Below are 17,470 nucleotides of genomic sequence, written 5' to 3'. Positions count from 1 at the left end.
CTCCCCCTTGAGGGGAGGGGTTGGGGGTGGGGGTCCATCAGTGGACAGCTCGACGACCCCCTCCCTCGGTGCAGCCATTCGACCTTAGGTCTAATGGCCTTCTCGGCTCAAATCGCGCCGCTGGCGCGATTTGCCCTGCGGTCGCCTCGAAGCCCCATCAAGGGGGATGGGAAGGACGACTGATGGATGGTGGGGAACCGGGAGGTGAACGGCGTCAGCGCGTGCCGGGCAGCGGCATGGCGACCACTTCGGCCAGCATCTCAAGCATGCCTTTGACATTGGCCTCGACGATCAGGCGCCCCTTTTCGGCGGTGGCAATGGCGGCGTTGCCGACGGCGCCGGAGGGATTGATGTCGCTGGCAATCCAGGAATAGACGTGGCCGAAGGCGCCGGTGGGCCGCAGATAGCGGAACTGTTGCTCGTCGCGGGCGGCGATGGAAACAAAGTCCTCGGCGCGGCTCATGTCGACCAGGTCGGGCCGGAAATGCAGCACCAATGAGGTTTCCGCATCGCCACCGTGAATGCCGTGGCGGCGTTCGAGATCGGTGAGCACGCCCTCGGGCGTAAAGCGCCAGCCGCTCTTGACCGCCAGCATGCCGGCGCGAACGCGCAGCTCGCGGGCGACGATGCCCATGATTTCCTCATTGCCGCCGTGCGAATTGATGAAGACGAGCTTGCGGATGCCGGCGCGGGCGACTTCGAGGCCGATCTGCGTCCAGGCATCGATGAGATTGGTGGCGGTATGGGTCAAGGTACCCTTGGCCCAGATATGCTCATTGGACTTGCCGATGGCCTGGACGGGCAGGATGCGGATGTCGAGATCGGCCGGCGCGGCGGCGACCAGCGCCTCCATCATGGAGGTATTGATGATGGTATCGGTGCCCACCGGCAGATGCGGCCCATGCTGCTCGACGGCGGCAATGGGCAGGATGGCGATGGTCTTGTTGGGGTCGAGCCCCTCGAACTCGCGGGCGGCGAAATCGGTCCACCAAATCTTGCGCATACTCAGTTTCCTCAGGCGGGACCGGCCGCAATGGCCTCGATCTCAACAGTAAATTCGGGCCGGGCGAAGCCGGAGACAATCATCAGCGTGGAGGCTGGAAAGGGCGCAGCAAACAGGGCGTTGCGCACGCCCATATAGGCCGGCAGATGTTCGCGCCCGCTGACATAGGCATTGATGCGCACGATGTGCTCAAGCCCCAGGCCGGCCTCGCGCAGGATGGCGGCGATATTGTCAAAACAGATGCGGGCCTGGCCGGCGCAATCGGGCGGGACATGACCGTCGGCGCCTATGCCGAGCTGGCCCGAGCAGAACACCAGGCGCTGCCCCGCCGGCACCACCACCCCATGGCTATAGGGCGCAAAGGGCGGGTGAATGTCGGCGGGCTCAAGCGTGGTAATCATGGGTATCCCAAGTCTTGCGAGCGGGATGCTAGCGGCCGGTAAAGCGCTTGACCAGTCACAAACACCCCGCTCTGCACGCATAGCAGGCATTCATCACGACTGCCTATTTTTTGACTTCCCTCGCGCGGCGGAACGCGGAAGTGTTCAGCTCTGGCGACACAGGTCGCAGCAGACACGGGCGGCGGCACCATGACCGCTGCCGAGGGAGCGCAGACATGACCGTTTCTATTCGCACTATCATTCTGGCCGGGCTTGCCCTGGCCGTGCCCGGTGTTTCGGCCCAGGAGCTGGACAAGGTGACCTTTGGCACCAACTGGCTGGCCCAGGCCGAACATGGCGGCTATTACCAGGCCGTGGCCGACGGCACCTATGCCAAATATGGGCTGGATGTGACCATCCGCCAGGGCGGGCCGCAGGCGCCCAATGGCCAGCTGCTGATCGCCGGCCAGCTCGATTTCTACATGGGCGGCATGTCCACCATCGACTCGGTGAAGGAAGGCATTCCCGTGCTGGCGGTGGCCTCGATCTTCCAGAAGGACCCGCAGGTGCTGCTGGCCCATCCCGATGCCGGCTTTACGGACCTGGCGAGCCTGAGCGGCGCCAGCAAGCTGATCATGGGCAAGGACAGCTTTTTTGCCGGCTACTGGCCGTGGATGAAGTCGGCCTTCACCGGCTTCTCGGACGAAATGTATGAGCCCTATACCTTCAATCCGGCGCCGTTCATCGCCGACGACAAATCGGTGCAGCAGGGCTATCTGACGTCCGAGCCCTATGAGATCGAAAAGCAGACCGGCTGGGCGCCGCAGGTGTTCCTGCTGGCCGACTATGGCTATGCGCCCTATTCGACCACCATCGAGACCCGCCAGGAGATCGTCGATACCAATCCGGACATGGTGCAGCGCTTTGTCGATGCCACGGCCATCGGCTGGTACAATTACCTCTATGGTGACAATGCCGCGGCCAATGCGCTGATCAAGACCGACAATCCGGAAATGACGGATGGCCAGATCGCCTATTCCATCGAGAAGATGAAGGAATATGGCATCCTGATCTCGGGCGAAGCCGAGACCAAGGGCATCGGCTGCATGACCGACGCGCGCTGGACGGCCTTCTACGACGAGATGGTCAAGGTCGGCGTCTATGAGGCTGGCATCGACATCTCCAAGGCCTATACCACCCAGTTCACCTGCAAGGGCGTGGGCATGGAACTGGCCAAGTAAGGACTAAGCTCGGCGCGGGCGATCCTGCCCGCGCCGTTTTGACCCTAAACCGGGTTGGTACCGTGACCGATATTGCCGTTTCGACGATCCCTGGCGCTGCCAGCGAGGCCGTGCGCCGCTCCGTGGTGAGCATGCGCGACGTGTCCAAGGTGTTTTCCAATGGCACGCTGGCCCTCAAGGGCATGAGCCTGGATGTGCAGGCGGGCGAGTTCATCTCGCTGCTGGGGCCTTCGGGCTGCGGCAAATCCACCGCGCTGCGCATCATTGCGGGCCTAGGCGCCCCCTCCTCGGGCAGCATCGACTGGCCCAGTTCCAAGATCAATGCCAAGGGCCTGCCGGATGGCGACGTCGGCTTTGTGTTCCAGGACCCCACGCTGATGCCCTGGGCGACGGTGATGGACAATGTCTATCTGCCGCTCAAGCTGCGCGGCGTGTCCAAGGCCGCGGCGCGCGAGGCCATCATGGACAATCTGGCCGCCGTCGGGCTGGCCGATTTCACGGCATCGTATCCACGCGAGCTGTCGGGCGGCATGCGCATGCGCGTGTCCATCGCCCGGGCCATGGTGACGCGGCCCAAGCTGCTGCTGATGGACGAGCCCTTTGCGGCGCTCGACGAAATCACGCGCCAGAAGCTCAATGACGACGTGCTGCGCCTCTGGCAGCAGCATGGCGTGACGGTGATCTTCGTGACGCATTCGGTTTATGAATCGGCGTATCTCTCGAGCCGGATCGTGGTGATGCGGGCGCGGCCCGGCCAGGTGTTTGCCGACATGGCCATCGCCCAGCCGGCCGAGCGCGACCAGGCCTATCGCGTGTCGGAAGGCTATCGGCAGACCTGCCAGGACGTGTCGGACGCGCTGCAGCGCGCCATTGGCGCAGCGGAGGCCCATTGATGAGCCAGACCATGACGAACCCCAGCGAAGCGGGCACCGATAGTGCAGCCGGCGTGCTGCTGCCCAGAACGCCGAACCGCGAGAAGCTGATGCAGGTGGTGATCCCGATCGCGGCGCTGCTGCTGGCGATCCTGGGCTGGCACCTGCTGGTCACGATCAACAATATCCCGCGCTATATCCTGCCCGGGCCGGTGGATGTGGGCATTGCGTTGTTCACCGATTCCGGCACGCTGTGGCCGGCTTTGCTGGTCACGGTGCGGATCACCTTCACGGCGCTGGCTATCGCGCTGATTGGTGGCGTGGGCCTTGCGATCCTGCTGGTGCAGTCGCGCATTCTGGAATTGGCGCTGTTTCCGTTTGCCGTGGTGCTGCAGGTGACGCCGATGATCGCCATTGCGCCGCTGCTGCTGATCTATGCGCCGGACACGCAGACGGCCCTGCTGATCTGCGCCTTCATCGTGGCGTTCTTCCCGATCCTGTCCAACATGGCGCAGGGGCTCAAGAGCGTGGACCACAATCTGCTGAACCTGTTCGAGCTCTATGGCGCCTCGAGCTGGCAGACGCTGATCTACCTCAAGATCCCGGCGTCCATGCCCTATTTCATGGCCGGGCTGCGCATCGGCGGCGGGCTGTCGCTGATCGCGGCAGTGGTGGCCGAATTTGCCGCCGGATCGGCTGGTCAGGGTTCGGGGCTGGCGTTCCGCCTGCTCGAAAGCCAGTATCGCATGAACCTGCCGCGGCTGTTTGTCTGCCTGATCATGCTGTGTGGCACGGGTATCGCCATTTTCGGGCTGACGTCGCTGATCTCCTGGCTGACGCTGCACCGCTGGCACGAAAGCGCCATAAGGCGGGAGAACTAGAGCCATGCGCATCACGATTCCCGCCGACCGGCACTATGTGCTCGCCAATGCCCATGTGCCCGCCTCCGTGCTGGGCCAGGCGCAGTCGGGCGCGCTGGAGCGGGTGGATATCACTGTCGCCGACGGCGTGGTGACCGCTATCGCGCCGGCCGGCCGTGCGCCGGGTGCGCATGTGATCGACCTCGATGGCGGCATTGTGCTGCCGGCGTTTGTCGACCTGCACACCCATCTCGACAAGGGGCATATCTGGCCGCGCCGGCAGAATCCGGATGGCACCTGGATCGGCGCTCTTAAAGCGGTGCTCGAAGATCGCACGGCCAATTGGGCGGCGCAGGACGTCGAGCGGCGCATGGATTTCGCGCTGCGCTGTGCCTATGCGCATGGCACGGCGGCCATCCGAACCCATCTCGACATGGCGCCGCCGCAGCACACCATCAGCTGGGATGTGTTCGAGGCCATGCGCGCCCGCTGGGCGGGACGCATCGAATTGCAGGGCGTGGGCCTGATGGGGCCGGACACCATTCTCGACCCCGCAGCGCTGGCGGCGGTGGCCGAGCGCACCAAGGCCGCCGGTGGTATTCTCGGCGGCTCGACTGCTGTGCATCCGGAGAACGCCACCATCATGCGGCGGCTGGTGGAGACGGCGGGCCGGCTGGGGCTCAACATAGACCTGCACACCGACGAATCCCCCGATCCCGCGGCCAATGCGCTGGAGAGCCTGGCCGATGCGGTGATCGAAACCGGCTTTACCGGTTCGGTGACGGCGGGACATTGCTGCTCGCTGGCGGTGCAGGACCGGGATGTGGCGCAGCGGGTGATCGACAAGGTGGCGCGGGCCGGCATCGCGGTGGTGTCGCTGCCGATGTGCAACATGTATCTGCAGGACCGCAGCAATGAGGCCGGGGTGCGCACGCCGCGCTGGCGTGGGGTGACCCTGCTCAATGAGCTCAAGGCGGCGGGCGTGTCCGTGGCCATTGCCTCGGACAATACGCGCGACCCCTTCTATGCCTATGGCGATCTCGATGGCTTTGAGGTGCTGCGCGAAGGCGCGCGGATCCTCCATTTCGATCATCCGCAGGACAAGGCCTTTGCCTGGGCGCGCTCGGTGAGCGGCGACCCGGCTTCCATTGCCGGCTTTGGCTATAGCGGCGACATCGGCGCTGGCCAGGCTGCCGACCTGGTGGTGTTCGGCGCCCGCAGCTGGACCGAATTGATGGCGCGGCCACAGGCCGACCGGCTGGTGCTGCGCCAAGGCGCCGCTATCGACACGACCCTCCCCGACTATCGCGAACTCGACGACCTGATGGGACCAAACTGATGAGCATTGCAGCCTTCCGCGCCGATCTGGGCGACATTCCGGTGGAAGACCATCCCCGCATCGTGCAGCAGCGCAGCCGGGACCATTACTGGTATTCGCCGGTGCTCAAGGAAAAGCTCGACCATGTGACGGCCGAGATTGTGGTGTCGCCGCGCAGCAATGCCGAGGTCAAGACGGTGCTGGCGGCGGCGTTCCGCCATGGCGTGGCGATCACGCCGCGCGGGGCCGGCACGGGCAATTATGGCCAGGCCATGCCATTGGCCGGCGGCGCCATGCTCAATCTGATGCAGATGGACAAGGTGCTCGAGATCAAGCCGGACCGGGTGCGGGCCCAGGCCGGGGCTGTGATGGAACAGATGGACCATGAAACGCGGGCGGCGGTGGGGGCCGAACTGCGCTTTCACCCCTCGACCTATCGCATGGCCTCGATCGGCGGCTTTATTGCTGGCGGTTCGGGCGGCGTGGGTTCGGTGCGCTGGGGCGGGCTACGCAATCTGGGCAGCATATTGGGCCTTAAGGTCATCACCTGCGAGGCCGAGCCGCGCGAGCTGGACCTCGAAGGCGAGGACATTCTCAAGGTCGCCCACGCCTATGGCACCAATGGCATTATCGTCGAAGCCGAAATGCCGCTGACGCAGGCGCATGACTGGGTCGACATGGTCGTGGGCTTTGACGATTTTATCGCCGCAACCCGCTTCGGGCAGGCGGTGGCGCTGCAGGATGGCCTGTTGGTCAAGGAAGTGTCGAGCTATGCCGCGCCGATCCCCGAGGCCTATTTCAACCGCCACAAGCCCTATCTCAAGGATGGGCAATCGGTGGTGCTGCTGATGGTGGCGCCGGTGGCGGTGCCGGCGATGACGCTGTTCATCAGCCACCACAAGGGCGATCTGCGCTATCGTTCGGACAGCGCCAGCGCCGAAGAACTCAAGCGCCTGCCGCCGGTCTATGAGCTGGCGTGGAACCACACCACGCTGCGGGCGCTCAAGGTCGATCCGACGGTGACCTACCTGCAGACGCGCTACCCCAGCATGGCGCATCTGGAAAAGATCATTGGCATTCTGGGTGACGAGCTGCCGATGCATCTCGAAATCACCCGGCAGGATGGCATCGTCACGCTCTCGGGCCTGCCGCTGGTGCGCTACACCAATGAGGCGCGGCTGGAGGAAATCGTGCGCATCCATGAGGACAATGGCTGCGACGTGTTCAACCCGCACCGCTATACGCTGGAAGAAGGCGGCATGAAGCGCACCGACCAGAAGCAACTCGCCTTCAAGCGCGAGGCCGACCCCAAGGGCATGCTCAACCCGGGCAAGATGGTGGCCTGGGAAAACCCGGACTTCGATTTCACCGCTGGCAAGGCCTGGCTGTTCGACGGCCTCAACCCGGTGCATGCAGCCTGATGCGTGTCCATGTGATCCATGCCCATCCGGTGGAAACCAGTTTCAACCGGGCGCTGTTTGACGCGGTGGTGGCCAGCCTGACGGCGGCCGGGCATAGCGTGGATGCGCTGAACCTCTATGACGAGCAGTTTCCCGCCGTGATGACGCGGGAGGAGCGACTGAACTATCACGACGTGCCGGGGAACCTGACGCCCGCCATCAAGCCCTATGTCGAGCGGCTGCAGGCGGCGGACGCCATGGTGGTGGTGCATCCGGTGTGGAACTACGGCTATCCGGCCATTCTGAAGGGCTATTTCGACCGCATCTTCGTGCCCGGCGTATCCTTCCGCATGGAAGGCGGGGCTGACCGGGGGCGGCTGGTGCCGTGCCTGACCAATATCAAAAAGGTGGCGTTTGTGACCACCTATGGCGGCAGCCATTTGCGCACCTGGGTGATGGGCGATCCGCCGCGCCGCATCGCCAAGCGCTGGGGCTGGGCGACGTTCAGCACGCGGCCGAAATATCTGGCGCTCTATGACATGAACAATTGCACGCCGAGCCAGCTCAGCGGCTTCATCGACAAGGTGCGCGGGGAGATGGGGCGCTTCTAGCGCCTGACTTTCGGTCGGCCGGTCCGATGTAGCCGCAGGTCGCGGACTCGGTCTATTTCGTTTGTACCATGTTCTATGGCTGTGCCGGCGCGGCCGCTGTCTCGCCGGATTTGCTTTTCCTGTATGTATGCCGGCGCCTGCGCCGCGTTTTTCCCCGAGTCCACCATGATCGACGCCAAATCCGAAGTCGCGATCCGCAAGGCCCTGACCCTGGTGGCCATGGGCAAGGCGCCGGCCGATAGTTGCCTGCGGGTGGGCAGGCTGCTCGATGTGGCCACGCGCAGCTGGCTGGACGACCAGGAAATCGTCATCAAGGGCGACCGCATTGCCTATGTCGGGCCTGCCGGTAGCTATCCGGGCAGCTATGGCCGGCATGAGCACCGACCGGATTTGATGGCCATTCCGGGCCTGGGCGAGGTGCACAAGCATATCGAAAGCTCGCATCTGACGCCGGAATGGGAGGCGGCGCTGGTGCTGCCGCGCGGCAATACCTGGACCTGCGAAGCGAGCCACGAATTCTCCAATGTGCGCGGCTCGCGCACACTCGAATTCTGGATGACGGCGCGCCAGCATGGCTCGCCGCTCAAGATCTTCCCCCTGCCCGGCTCGGCTGTGCCGCCGACAGCCTATGAGCATGGTGGTGGCTGGCTCGGCTATGACGAACAGGCCGGCTTTCTCAAGGGCAGCCTGATGGTGGCCGGGCTCGACGAGGTGATGGATTGGCCCGCCGTGTGGGACGCCAGCAATGGCTCGCATGATCGGCTGTGGGGCATGATCGAGGCCACCATGGCGCAGCGTGGCGTGATCGAGGGGCATGCTGCGGGCATCAAGGACCTGCCCACGATCAATGCCTTTGCCGCAGCGGGTCTCGCCTCCGACCATGAGGCGTGGACCGCCGAGGAGTTCTGGGACAAGCTGCGCCATGGGCTCTTCATGGAGCTGCGCGTCCATTCCATGCCCGAGGTGATCAAGGGCCTGATCGAACGCGGACTGCAGGACTGGTCGCAGATTGCCTTTGCCACCGACGACCGCAGCGCCAGCGAGACGCTGCAGAAGGGCGCCACGGACCACAATGTGCGCACGGCGATTGCCGCCGGGCTGGCGCCGGAGATCGCCATCCAATGCGTGACCATCAATCCGGCGCGCCATATGCGGTTGACGCCCTGGGTGGGCTCGATCGCGGCGGGGCGTTTTGCCGATGTGGTGCTGCTGTCCGATCTTGAGAGCTTCAGCATTGCCGAAGTCTGGGCCGATGGTCGGCAGGTGTCGCGCGGCACGGACTATATCGAGCCGGTGCCGGCGATTGCCTGGCCGGATTGGGCCACCGATACCGTGCAGGTCGGCGGGGCGCTGACGGCGGCGGACTTTGCCATTCCCGCCGAGCCGGGGCGCGAGACCATGCAGGCGGCCGTGCTGCGGCCGTTCCATTGGGCCGATGATTTCCTGACCTATGAGCTGCCGGTGCGCGATGGCGCCGTGCAGCGCGACGAGAGCCGCAACATCACCAAATTCGCCATTGTCGACCGCTTCTCCAATGCCCGGTCGGTGTCGAAAATGTTCTGGCTGGGCACGGGGCCGCGCACGCCCGACACGGCCGTGGCCAGTTCGCTGGGCCATGACAAGCACAATATCTGGTGCGCGGGGTCGTCGGACGAAGCCATGGCGATGGCGGTCAATGCCCTGTCCGACATCAAGGGCGGCTGGGCGCTGGTGACCGGCAACAGGGTGGTCGCCACGGTGCGCTATGAGGTGGCCGGGCTGATGTCGTGCCGCTCGGCACAAGACCTCGATGCCGATATGCAGGCGCTCTATACCGAGGCGGCCAAGATCGACTGGATGTATGAGCCGACATTCAGCCCGCGCTGGTCGCCGGGGTTCCCCGAGCGCCTGTCGTTTGCCACGCTGACCTGCTCGCCCTGGCGCTGGGTGCTGGTCGCCCCCGGCCCGCTGGCGCCGCTGGGCCTGGTGAATGTGCAGACCGGCCAGGTGCACAAGACGGTGTGGTGAGCGGCCACGCCAAGCGCTCGACGGTCCGCCCGACGTCCGCTAGACTTCTCCCATGCGACGGGAGATCGCATGACTCATGCGAGGGGAGATCGCACGTTGAGGGGGAGCGGGACGTGAAGATCACTGCGATCAAGACGGCGGCGTCGGTTGGCCATTGCATGCATCTGTGGGTGCGCATCGAGACCGATGCGGGCATCACGGGGCTGGGGGAATGCGTGCATGGCGGGCACCAGGCCATTGCCATCATCCAGCACGAGCTGGGGCCAAAGCTCATCGGCCGGGATCCCTTTGCCATCGATGCGCTGTTCGAGGAGCTGCGGCGGAGCCTCGTATTCGAGGGTGGCTTTGCCGGGGCGCTGATCACGGCGCTGACCGGCATCGAGATCGCGCTGTGGGACCTCAAGGGCAAGGCGCTGCAAGTGCCGATCTATGAGCTGATGGGCGGCAAGTTCCGCGACGACATCCGCGTCTATTGCGACTGCGAAGTCTCGCCGGGCATGAATATGGATGAGGTGCAGGCCGAGGTGGACCAGGTGCTGGCCGCCGGGTTCACCGCGCTCAAGGTCGATCTCGACATCCGCGCCTATGGCCATACCGGCAGCGAAACCGGCTGGTACGAGAAGGACAGGTTCAACATGACTCCCAACAAATGGGAGCATGACCGCATGGTGCAATTGGCCGAGATGGTGGTCAAAGCCGCCGGCAAGGATGTCGAAGTGGCCTGCGACCTGCACACGCGGCTCGACAAACACAGCGCGATCCGGCTGGCGCGCGACCTCGAACATCTGCAGCTGATGTGGCTGGAAGAGCCGGTGCCGCCGGAAAATATCGATGTGATGGCCGAGATCACCCGCAGCACGTCAACGCCGATCTGCGCGGGAGAAAACCTTTATCTGCGCCATGGCTTCCGCAAGCTGCTTGAGAGCCAAGCGGTCGATATCATCATGCCCGATATTCCCAAGTGCGGGGGCCTCAGCGAATGCCGCAAGATCGCGGAGATGGCGGACCTCTATTCCATCCCCTTTGCGCCGCACAATGTGTCCTCGCCGATCGGCACCATGGCCTCGACGCAGGTGTGCGCCACGGTACCGAATTTCCTGGTGCTGGAGTTCCACTGGTTCCACCGCGACTATTGGTCAACGATCACCGATGGCGGCGAGATCATCAAGAATGGGCGCATTGCCCTGAGCGATCGGCCCGGCATCGGGCTGGAGCTCAATGAAGAGGTGGCCCGGGCGCATCAATACCCGGGCACGACCTGGTTCGCTTGACGGCCACTGACTATTGCGCGGCCAGGGCCGGGGTCAGTTCGGCCTCGGCCAGTATGGGCACGATAGGCCCTGCCCCGGACGGTTTCGGACTGACGCCGTCGACGATGACCTGGGCGAAGCCGCGCGAACAGGGCTCGATGCGGGCGTCGATGCGATAGACGTCGCGCAGGAGCGTGGTGGTGATGACATCGGCGGTGGGGCCGACGCCGCGCAGCCGTCCGTCTTCGATGACCATGGTGTGGTCGGCAAAGCGCATGGCCTGGTTGAGATCGTGGATGGCGATGAAGACGATCATGCCGCGCGCACGCGCCACGCTGCGCATGAAGGAGAGCACCTCCATCTGCCTGTGCAGGTCGAGCGCGCTGGTCGGCTCGTCCATCAGCAGGATATCGGGCTCGCGCACCAGCGCCTGGGCGATGCTGACCAGCTGGCGCTGGCCGCCGCTGAGTTCGCCCAGATTGCGGAAGGCGATGGCGGTGATGTCGATGGCCGACATGACGGCGTCGATCAATTTGAGGTCCGCGTCCTCGACTGACCAGCCGCCGCCCTGCTTGCGGGCGAGCAGGATCGATTCATAGACCGTCAGCACGGCATTGGCTGAAGTGTCCTGCGGCATGTAGCTGATGGCGCGCTTGCCCTTGTCGGTGCCGGTGACGGCGACGCTTCCGGGACCGCGCAACAGCCCGGCCATGCGCTTGAACAGGGTGGATTTGCCGGCCGCATTGGGGCCGATCACCGCCACCACATCGCCGCCGGCAAAGGCCGGCGTGGAAATATCGGAAACCGTCAGCCGCCGGCCGTAAAAGGCGCCCAGGCTGTCGAGCGCGATGCTTACCATGACCGCCTCACATTGGAGAGAATGAGGGAAAAGAAGAAGGGCACGCCGACCAGCGCGGTGATGATGCCGATGGGAAAGACCACGCCGGGCAGGATGGATTTGGACACCACGGAGGTGACCGAGAGCAGCAGCGCACCGCACAGGATCGCCGTGGGCAGGAAGAAGCGCTGATCCTCGCCGACCACCATGCGGGCAATGTGGGGCCCAACCAGGCCAACAAAGCCGATGGTGCCGACAAAGCTGACCGGCACGGCGGCCAGGAGGGCGACGATGAACATGGTTTCGAGCCGGATGCGGCGGACATTGACGCCGAAGCTGGCGGCCTTGTCCTCACCCAGGCGGATGGCGGTGAGCGCCCAGGCGTGGCGGGCGAACAACGGAATGGCCAGGAGCAGAACCACGAGGGTGATCCAGATCTTTTCCCAGGTGGCTTTGGTGAGGCTCCCCATGGTCCAGAACACCACGCTCTGCAGCGCCTGTTCGGTGGCCAGATATTGCAGGAACGCCAGCAGCGCATTGAAGGTGAAGACCAGGGCAATGCCGAGCAGCACCACCGTCTGCACGGTGACGCCGCGCATCTGGGAGATGAAGTGAATGATGAGCGTGGCCACCAGCGCCATGGCAAAGGCATTGAGCGGCACCATGAACATGCCGGCAAAGGGCACGAGCGAGACGCCCAGCACCAGGGCCAGCGCAGCACCAAAGCTGGCGGCCGCGGAAATGCCCAAAGTGAAGGGGCTGGCCAGCGGATTGGCCAGAATGGTCTGCATCTGGGCGCCGGCCAGCGACAGGGCGGCGCCGGTGATGACGGCCATCAGCGCCATGGGCATGCGGATGTCCCAGACCACGACACGGATCTTGTCGGACACGCTGCCCGGCGAGACGATGGCGGTGATGACATCGCCCAGGGCGTAGCGGGCCGGGCCCCAGGCGATATCGACGGTGAAGGAGATCGCTAGCGCCAGGGTCAGCGCGGCGATGATCAGAAGGCGGCGCCAGGCCAGGGCGCGGTAAATCCCGCGCCCCTCTGCGGCACCGTCGGCGATGGATGCCGTGGCCATCTGGATTACTCGGCGTTCAGGGCCAGCCAATAGCCGGGCTGGTAGGGAACGGGCAGGAACTTGTCGTGGAATTCCTTGAAGGTGGCTTCCGGATCGAGATCGGCGAAGAGATCGGGGTGGAGCCACTTGGCCATGACCTGGATCGGCACGAACTGGTAGGGGCTGGTGTAGAACTGGTGCCAGATGGCATAGACTTGGCCGTCCTGGACCGCCTTGGCATCGGTGAAACCGGGCTGTTCCATCAGCTTGCCGAGCGCGGTGCGGCTGGCCTCAGCAGAGGCAGCGGCGCCGGGGCCGACATTGACGAAGGACGGGTTGGGGCCGGCGCTTTCCAGCTTGGACCAGTCCGAACCGGTGACCACGATCACGTCGGGGTTGGAGGCGATGACCTGTTCGGGGTTGATGGTGCCGGTGTAGCCGGGCAGGAATTCCGAACCCAGATTGGTGCCGCCGGCCAGTTCGACCATCTTGCCGAAATTGTCATTGCCGAAGGTGCCGCAGCAATCGCCGAGGCCGGCGGCGCGATACATGAAGACGAGCGGCTTTGCGGGATTTTCGCTGGCGAGAACGTCGGTGACGCGGGCGGTCTGGGCGTCCCAGAAATCGATGATCTGCTGAGCGCGCTCGGACTTGTCGAACAGCTGGCCGAGCAGCTTGAGGCTGGGCTCGGTGTTTTCGATGATGTGCTCGCGGAAGTCGACATAGACCAGCTTGACGCCGACCGCGTCGAGCATCTGCTCGAGCTTGACCTCATCGGCGGCGGTCTTGTTGCCGATGGGCAGGATCATCACGTCGGGGTTCAGGTCGACCACGGTCTCGGTCTGCAGCGTGCCATCGGTGAGATTGCCGAGGAACGGGATATCGGCGGCTTGGGGGAAGGCCGCGACATAGGTGGAATAGCCGGTGAAGTCGGTGGTCATCAGATCATTGCGCCACCCCACCACATGGGCGAAGGGGTTTTCGGTTTCGAGCGCGGCGAGCGTGTAGAGCAGGCGCCCTTCCCCCAGGATGACGCGGTCCACCGGGCCATCAAAGCTCACCTGACGTCCGGCGACGTCGGTGACGGTAAAGGGATCGGCCCAGCTGACGCCAGGCATGAGGATAACGGTCCCGGCCAAGGCGGCCAGGGCGAGCTTGCGAATGGACATTGCCATGCACTCCGGGATTGAAAGACACCTCGACCTATGAAATATGACAAACACAATCAAGAATTATCTTTTAGAGCAATTCCAAACAATTAGGCGTCACCAGGGCAGGCAATGAGCGAGCTGAGCAATTATTCCATCCGCGACGAGATCCGCGAATTCTGGTCCGAACGGGCCGCCACATTCGACCAGAGCGTGGGTCATGAGGTGTTCAGCGAGGACGAGCGGCGCGGCTGGCACCGGCTGATCCGCAAGCACCTGGGCGAGGGCAATGGACGGCCGCTGCTGGACATGGCCTGCGGCACGGCGGTGATCTCGCACCTGATGCACGACATGGGCTTTAAGGTCACGGGGCTGGACTGGTCCGAAGCCATGCTGGCGCAGGCGCGGGCCAAGGCGCAGGCGCGCGGCACCGACATCGCCTTCATCATGCGCGACGCCGAGCGCACCGGCGAGCCGGATGGCAAATACGCCGCCATCACCAACCGCCATCTGGTGTGGACGCTGGTGGATGTGCCGGCGGCCTTTGCGGAATGGCACCGGCTGCTGCAGCCGGGCGGACGGCTGCTGATCGTGGATGGCAATATGGGCAAGCCCAATTGGGTGGCACAGCTGCATGGCCAGGTGGACAGCCTCCTGGGCCGCCCGCCCGCCAAGGGGCATATGGACCCGGCCATGCAGGCGCGGCACAAGCGCATCCGCGAACAGGTGTATTTCCGGGACGGCATGCCGGCCGAGGCCGTGGTAGCGCTGCTGGAAGCCGCCGGCTTTGTCGAGATCGAGGTCGACCGCCGCCTATGGGACATCCACTGGGCGCAGGCGCGCAAGAGCAGCTTCTGGCGCGGCGCCGAGCGCCTGGCGTCCGACCGCTTCGCCATCTGCGCCCGCAAGCCGGGGTGATGCGCCCTGCCCCGTCCTCAGCCCTGCGGGGCAAGACCGGTTTCGATGCGCTGGCGATAGGCGGCGATGGTGGCTGCGTCGCGGTCTGCGCGTGGCACCGGAAGCGTCAGATCGGCGATGATGCGGGCGGGACGCTGATCGAGCAGGATCACCCGGTCGGCGAGGCGCGCGGCGTCGTCGGCGAGATGGGAGACAAAGACCACTGTTGGCTGTGTCTCGGTGAGGATGCTGGCAAACAGGTGGTGCATCTCGGCGACCAGCGGGCGGTCGAGCGAGACAAAGGGCTCATCCAGGAGCAATAGGCGGGCATTGACCGAGAGCGCCCGCGCCAGGGCCACGCGGCGCTGCATGCCGCCCGAGAGCTGGTGCGGATAGGCGGCGCCGACATCGCCCAGTCCGACGCGAGCCAGCGCCGCTTGGGCCTCGGCAAGGGTGCAGCCGGGGCGAACGGCGCGGATATTGTCGAGCGCGCTCAGCCAGGGCAGCAGGCGCGGGTCCTGAAACACGAAGCCGGGTGGCGGCGCGGCATGGGCCGCCACGCCATCGATAGTGATGCTGCCGGCGAACTGATGATCGATGCCGGCGATGAGGCGCAGCAGGCTGGACTTGCCGACGCCCGAGGGGCCGACCAGCGCCACGGTGCTGGCCGGGACAATATCGAGGCGCAGGTCCGCGAACAGCGCGGGGGCAGCGGCCGCAAAGCGCTTGTCGGCGATGTGGATGTTCAGGGCCGGACCGGTCGCCATCGCAATATCCGCCGCTCAAGCGGCCGCAGAATGCCATATTCAAAGGCCAGGACGACGAGGATGAAGCTCGCCGTATAGGCCAGAATGCCGGCAATGTTGAAGAATTGGAACATGATGGCAATGCGATAGCCGATGCCGCCGTCGCTGCCGAGCACCTCAAAGACCAGTACGATCTTCCAGATCAACGACAGGCCGGTGCGGGCGGCGGCCAACACAAAGGGGGTGAGCTGGGGCAGAAGGATCAGCCGCAGCCGGCGCCGGCGCGTCAGGCGGAACACGGCGCCCAGCTCGTCGAGATCGGGGGCAAAGCTGCGCACGCCCTCGCGGATGGTGGCGGCGACCAGCGGGATCTTATTGAGCGTCACCGCCAGGATCAGCGCGGTCTCGGTGAGCCCGAGCCAGATATAGAGCACGATGGCGACGACAATGGCCGGCAGATTGAGCCCGACGAGCAGCCAGCCGGAGAACAGCCGATCGAGCCAGCGCACCCGGCCCAGCACAATGCCGATGGCAGTGCCGATCAGCATGGCCAGGACAAAGGCGATGGACGCGCGCAGCAGCGTCTTGCCCAGATCGGCAAACAGCCGGCCGGTGGTGGCAAAGTCCCAGATCTGCGCGGCGACCATGATGGGCGTCGGGAACAGGCGCTGGGCCAGCAGCATGGCCAGGCCCTGCCAGACCAGCAGCAGCAGCGGAATGGAGGCCAGCTCGAGCAGGCCCCCGCCCCTGGCCGCGCCTGTGTCGCGCTCGCCTATTTGCTGAAACCCTTCCAAAAGGTGCCGGGATCGAGCGTCTGGCTGTCGCCGACCAGATCCGAACCGCCAAACTTGGCCAGCAGGGCAAAGGCCTGTTCGGCCGGCGCGGTGGTCGTGGGATCATAGTGCGAGACAATGCCGGCGCGATAATCGTCGCGCAGCCGGGTGAAGAGCGCGTCGTCGCCTTCGGCGCCCATCAGCGCGCGCAGCGGTTCCCAAACCGCATCGTCATGCAGCAGACGGTCCTTGGCCTCAAAGGAGGCATCGAGGAAGCCGGTCAGCGCGTCATGCTTGGCTGCGGCCGTCTCTTCAGTGAAGGTCCAGCCGAGCAGCGGCGGCTGTTCGGAAACGCCCAGATCCCTCAGCATGGCGGCGACCGAGAGCAATTCGGTGGCGCCGGCGGCCTTGGAGCGGGCGTTCCACTGCCAGAAATTGAGCGCGGCATCGGCGCCGCCATTGCCGAGCAGTTCATTGACCAGCGGCGGGGCGCCATAATTGGCGGTGACGTCATCGAGCAGATTGGCGCCGGTGACGCTGTTGTAATAGGCCTGCAGCGTCACCCAGCTCTTGTCGACCGGGCCGCCGGCGACGGCGATGGTCTTGCCCTTGAGATCGGCCACGCTCTTGATGGCGCTGCCCGCCGGCAGCATCAATCCGCCGACGGCCAGCGAATGGGGCACCATGGTCACCGCGCCGCCCTGGTGGCGCTGGATGGAGACCCAGACAAAATCGGAGAGAATGACGTCCACGGCCCCGGCCAGGAGGGCAATCTGCCCGGCCCGGCTATCGGCCAGCGGGCGAATCTCGAGCTCGACGCCATGCTTTTTATCGAGGCCCAGCGCCTGAATGGTCGCCAGCTCCCATTGCACGGTGCCGGTTTCCTGCGCGCCCAGAATCAGGGGGGCGGCCGATGCGGGCGTGGCCAGACAAAGGGCCAGAGCGGCGATGACGAAGGAAGCGAAACTGCGCATGCGAACCTGCCGAAGTGATGTCGCCGCTACCGCTATCATCCCGCAGCACTGGCGAACATAGGCTAGCGCAAGGTGGTCGCCTCCCTGCCCC

17 protein-coding genes are annotated in these 17,470 nt (G+C 64.9%); 9 read left to right on the top strand and 8 right to left on the bottom strand.

Going from position 1 to position 17,470, the window contains the following annotated elements:
* Nucleotides 1-214: 214 nt before the first annotated feature.
* The gene (locus tag E8M79_RS08520) at nucleotides 215-1,003 is read right to left on the bottom strand and encodes a creatininase family protein (RefSeq protein WP_137151500.1); all 789 of its coding nucleotides are present in this window, start codon (nucleotides 1,001-1,003) and stop codon (nucleotides 215-217) included.
* 11 nt (nucleotides 1,004-1,014) lie between these two features.
* Complete coding sequence (locus E8M79_RS08515; protein ID WP_137151499.1) at nucleotides 1,015-1,404, bottom strand: RidA family protein; 390 nt, start codon at nucleotides 1,402-1,404, stop codon at nucleotides 1,015-1,017.
* Between the two features lie 215 nt (nucleotides 1,405-1,619).
* On the opposite strand from E8M79_RS08515, the gene E8M79_RS08510 reads away from it, so the two are divergent.
* The 8 genes from E8M79_RS08510 (at nucleotide 1,620) to E8M79_RS08475 (ending at nucleotide 10,963) form a co-directional block, all read left to right on the top strand.
* Nucleotides 1,620-2,624: an ABC transporter substrate-binding protein gene (locus E8M79_RS08510; RefSeq protein ID WP_137151498.1), complete on the top strand. Its 1,005-nt coding sequence runs from the start codon at nucleotides 1,620-1,622 to the stop codon at nucleotides 2,622-2,624.
* A 131-nt stretch (nucleotides 2,625-2,755) separates the two neighbouring features.
* Complete coding sequence (locus E8M79_RS08505) at nucleotides 2,756-3,517, top strand: ABC transporter ATP-binding protein (protein WP_137153310.1); 762 nt, start codon at nucleotides 2,756-2,758, stop codon at nucleotides 3,515-3,517.
* Nucleotides 3,517-4,377, top strand: a complete 861-nt coding sequence (locus E8M79_RS08500; protein WP_248304945.1) for an ABC transporter permease — start codon at nucleotides 3,517-3,519, stop codon at nucleotides 4,375-4,377. The genes E8M79_RS08505 and E8M79_RS08500 overlap by 1 nt, the downstream gene beginning before the upstream one ends.
* A gap of 4 nt (nucleotides 4,378-4,381) precedes the next feature.
* On the top strand, nucleotides 4,382-5,695 hold the full coding sequence (locus tag E8M79_RS08495) for a cytosine deaminase (RefSeq protein ID WP_137151497.1): 1,314 nt from the start codon (nucleotides 4,382-4,384) through the stop codon (nucleotides 5,693-5,695).
* Nucleotides 5,695-7,095: an FAD-binding oxidoreductase gene (locus tag E8M79_RS08490; RefSeq protein ID WP_137151496.1), complete on the top strand. Its 1,401-nt coding sequence runs from the start codon at nucleotides 5,695-5,697 to the stop codon at nucleotides 7,093-7,095. Before E8M79_RS08495 ends, E8M79_RS08490 begins: the two co-directional genes overlap by 1 nt.
* Complete coding sequence (locus E8M79_RS08485) at nucleotides 7,095-7,685, top strand: NAD(P)H-dependent oxidoreductase (RefSeq protein ID WP_137151495.1); 591 nt, start codon at nucleotides 7,095-7,097, stop codon at nucleotides 7,683-7,685. Before E8M79_RS08490 ends, E8M79_RS08485 begins: the two co-directional genes overlap by 1 nt.
* 165 nt (nucleotides 7,686-7,850) lie before the next feature.
* A complete protein-coding gene (locus E8M79_RS08480) occupies nucleotides 7,851-9,692 on the top strand; it encodes an adenine deaminase C-terminal domain-containing protein (protein ID WP_137151494.1) in 1,842 nt (613 codons plus the stop codon).
* A gap of 113 nt (nucleotides 9,693-9,805) precedes the next feature.
* Nucleotides 9,806-10,963 (top strand): mandelate racemase/muconate lactonizing enzyme family protein, encoded by a 1,158-nt coding sequence (locus E8M79_RS08475; RefSeq protein WP_205747894.1) that lies wholly within the window; start codon nucleotides 9,806-9,808, stop codon nucleotides 10,961-10,963.
* A 10-nt stretch (nucleotides 10,964-10,973) separates the two neighbouring features.
* Here E8M79_RS08475 and E8M79_RS08470 read toward each other — a convergent pair whose 3' ends face one another.
* From E8M79_RS08470 to E8M79_RS08460, 3 genes are read right to left on the bottom strand one after another with little or no spacing between them, the layout of a single operon-like run.
* Nucleotides 10,974-11,801 (bottom strand): ABC transporter ATP-binding protein, encoded by an 828-nt coding sequence (locus E8M79_RS08470; RefSeq protein ID WP_137151493.1) that lies wholly within the window; start codon nucleotides 11,799-11,801, stop codon nucleotides 10,974-10,976.
* Nucleotides 11,795-12,862, bottom strand: a complete 1,068-nt coding sequence (locus E8M79_RS08465; protein WP_137151492.1) for an iron ABC transporter permease — start codon at nucleotides 12,860-12,862, stop codon at nucleotides 11,795-11,797. Before E8M79_RS08465 ends, E8M79_RS08470 begins: the two co-directional genes overlap by 7 nt.
* Before the next feature lie 5 nt (nucleotides 12,863-12,867).
* Nucleotides 12,868-14,010 (bottom strand): ABC transporter substrate-binding protein, encoded by a 1,143-nt coding sequence (locus E8M79_RS08460; RefSeq protein WP_137151491.1) that lies wholly within the window; start codon nucleotides 14,008-14,010, stop codon nucleotides 12,868-12,870.
* A gap of 111 nt (nucleotides 14,011-14,121) precedes the next feature.
* On the opposite strand from E8M79_RS08460, the gene E8M79_RS08455 reads away from it, so the two are divergent.
* A complete protein-coding gene (locus E8M79_RS08455) occupies nucleotides 14,122-14,907 on the top strand; it encodes a class I SAM-dependent methyltransferase (protein WP_137151490.1) in 786 nt (261 codons plus the stop codon).
* Between the two features lie 17 nt (nucleotides 14,908-14,924).
* On the opposite strand, the gene E8M79_RS08450 is transcribed toward E8M79_RS08455, so the two are convergent.
* From E8M79_RS08450 to E8M79_RS08440, 3 genes are read right to left on the bottom strand one after another with little or no spacing between them, the layout of a single operon-like run.
* Nucleotides 14,925-15,653 carry an ABC transporter ATP-binding protein gene (locus tag E8M79_RS08450; RefSeq protein WP_137151489.1) on the bottom strand — a complete coding sequence of 243 codons (729 nt, stop codon included), beginning with the start codon at nucleotides 15,651-15,653 and terminating at the stop codon, nucleotides 14,925-14,927.
* Entirely contained in the window at nucleotides 15,632-16,426 is a 795-nt protein-coding gene (locus E8M79_RS08445; protein ID WP_248304944.1) for an ABC transporter permease subunit, read from the bottom strand. Before E8M79_RS08445 ends, E8M79_RS08450 begins: the two co-directional genes overlap by 22 nt.
* On the bottom strand, nucleotides 16,405-17,379 hold the full coding sequence (locus tag E8M79_RS08440) for an ABC transporter substrate-binding protein (RefSeq protein ID WP_137151488.1): 975 nt from the start codon (nucleotides 17,377-17,379) through the stop codon (nucleotides 16,405-16,407). Before E8M79_RS08440 ends, E8M79_RS08445 begins: the two co-directional genes overlap by 22 nt.
* Nucleotides 17,380-17,470 lie beyond the last annotated feature (91 nt).

Source organism: Devosia sp. FKR38 (assembly GCF_005222805.1).
GTDB lineage: Bacteria > Pseudomonadota > Alphaproteobacteria > Rhizobiales > Devosiaceae > Devosia.
This window is presented reverse-complemented; position numbering and strand designations above follow the sequence as displayed.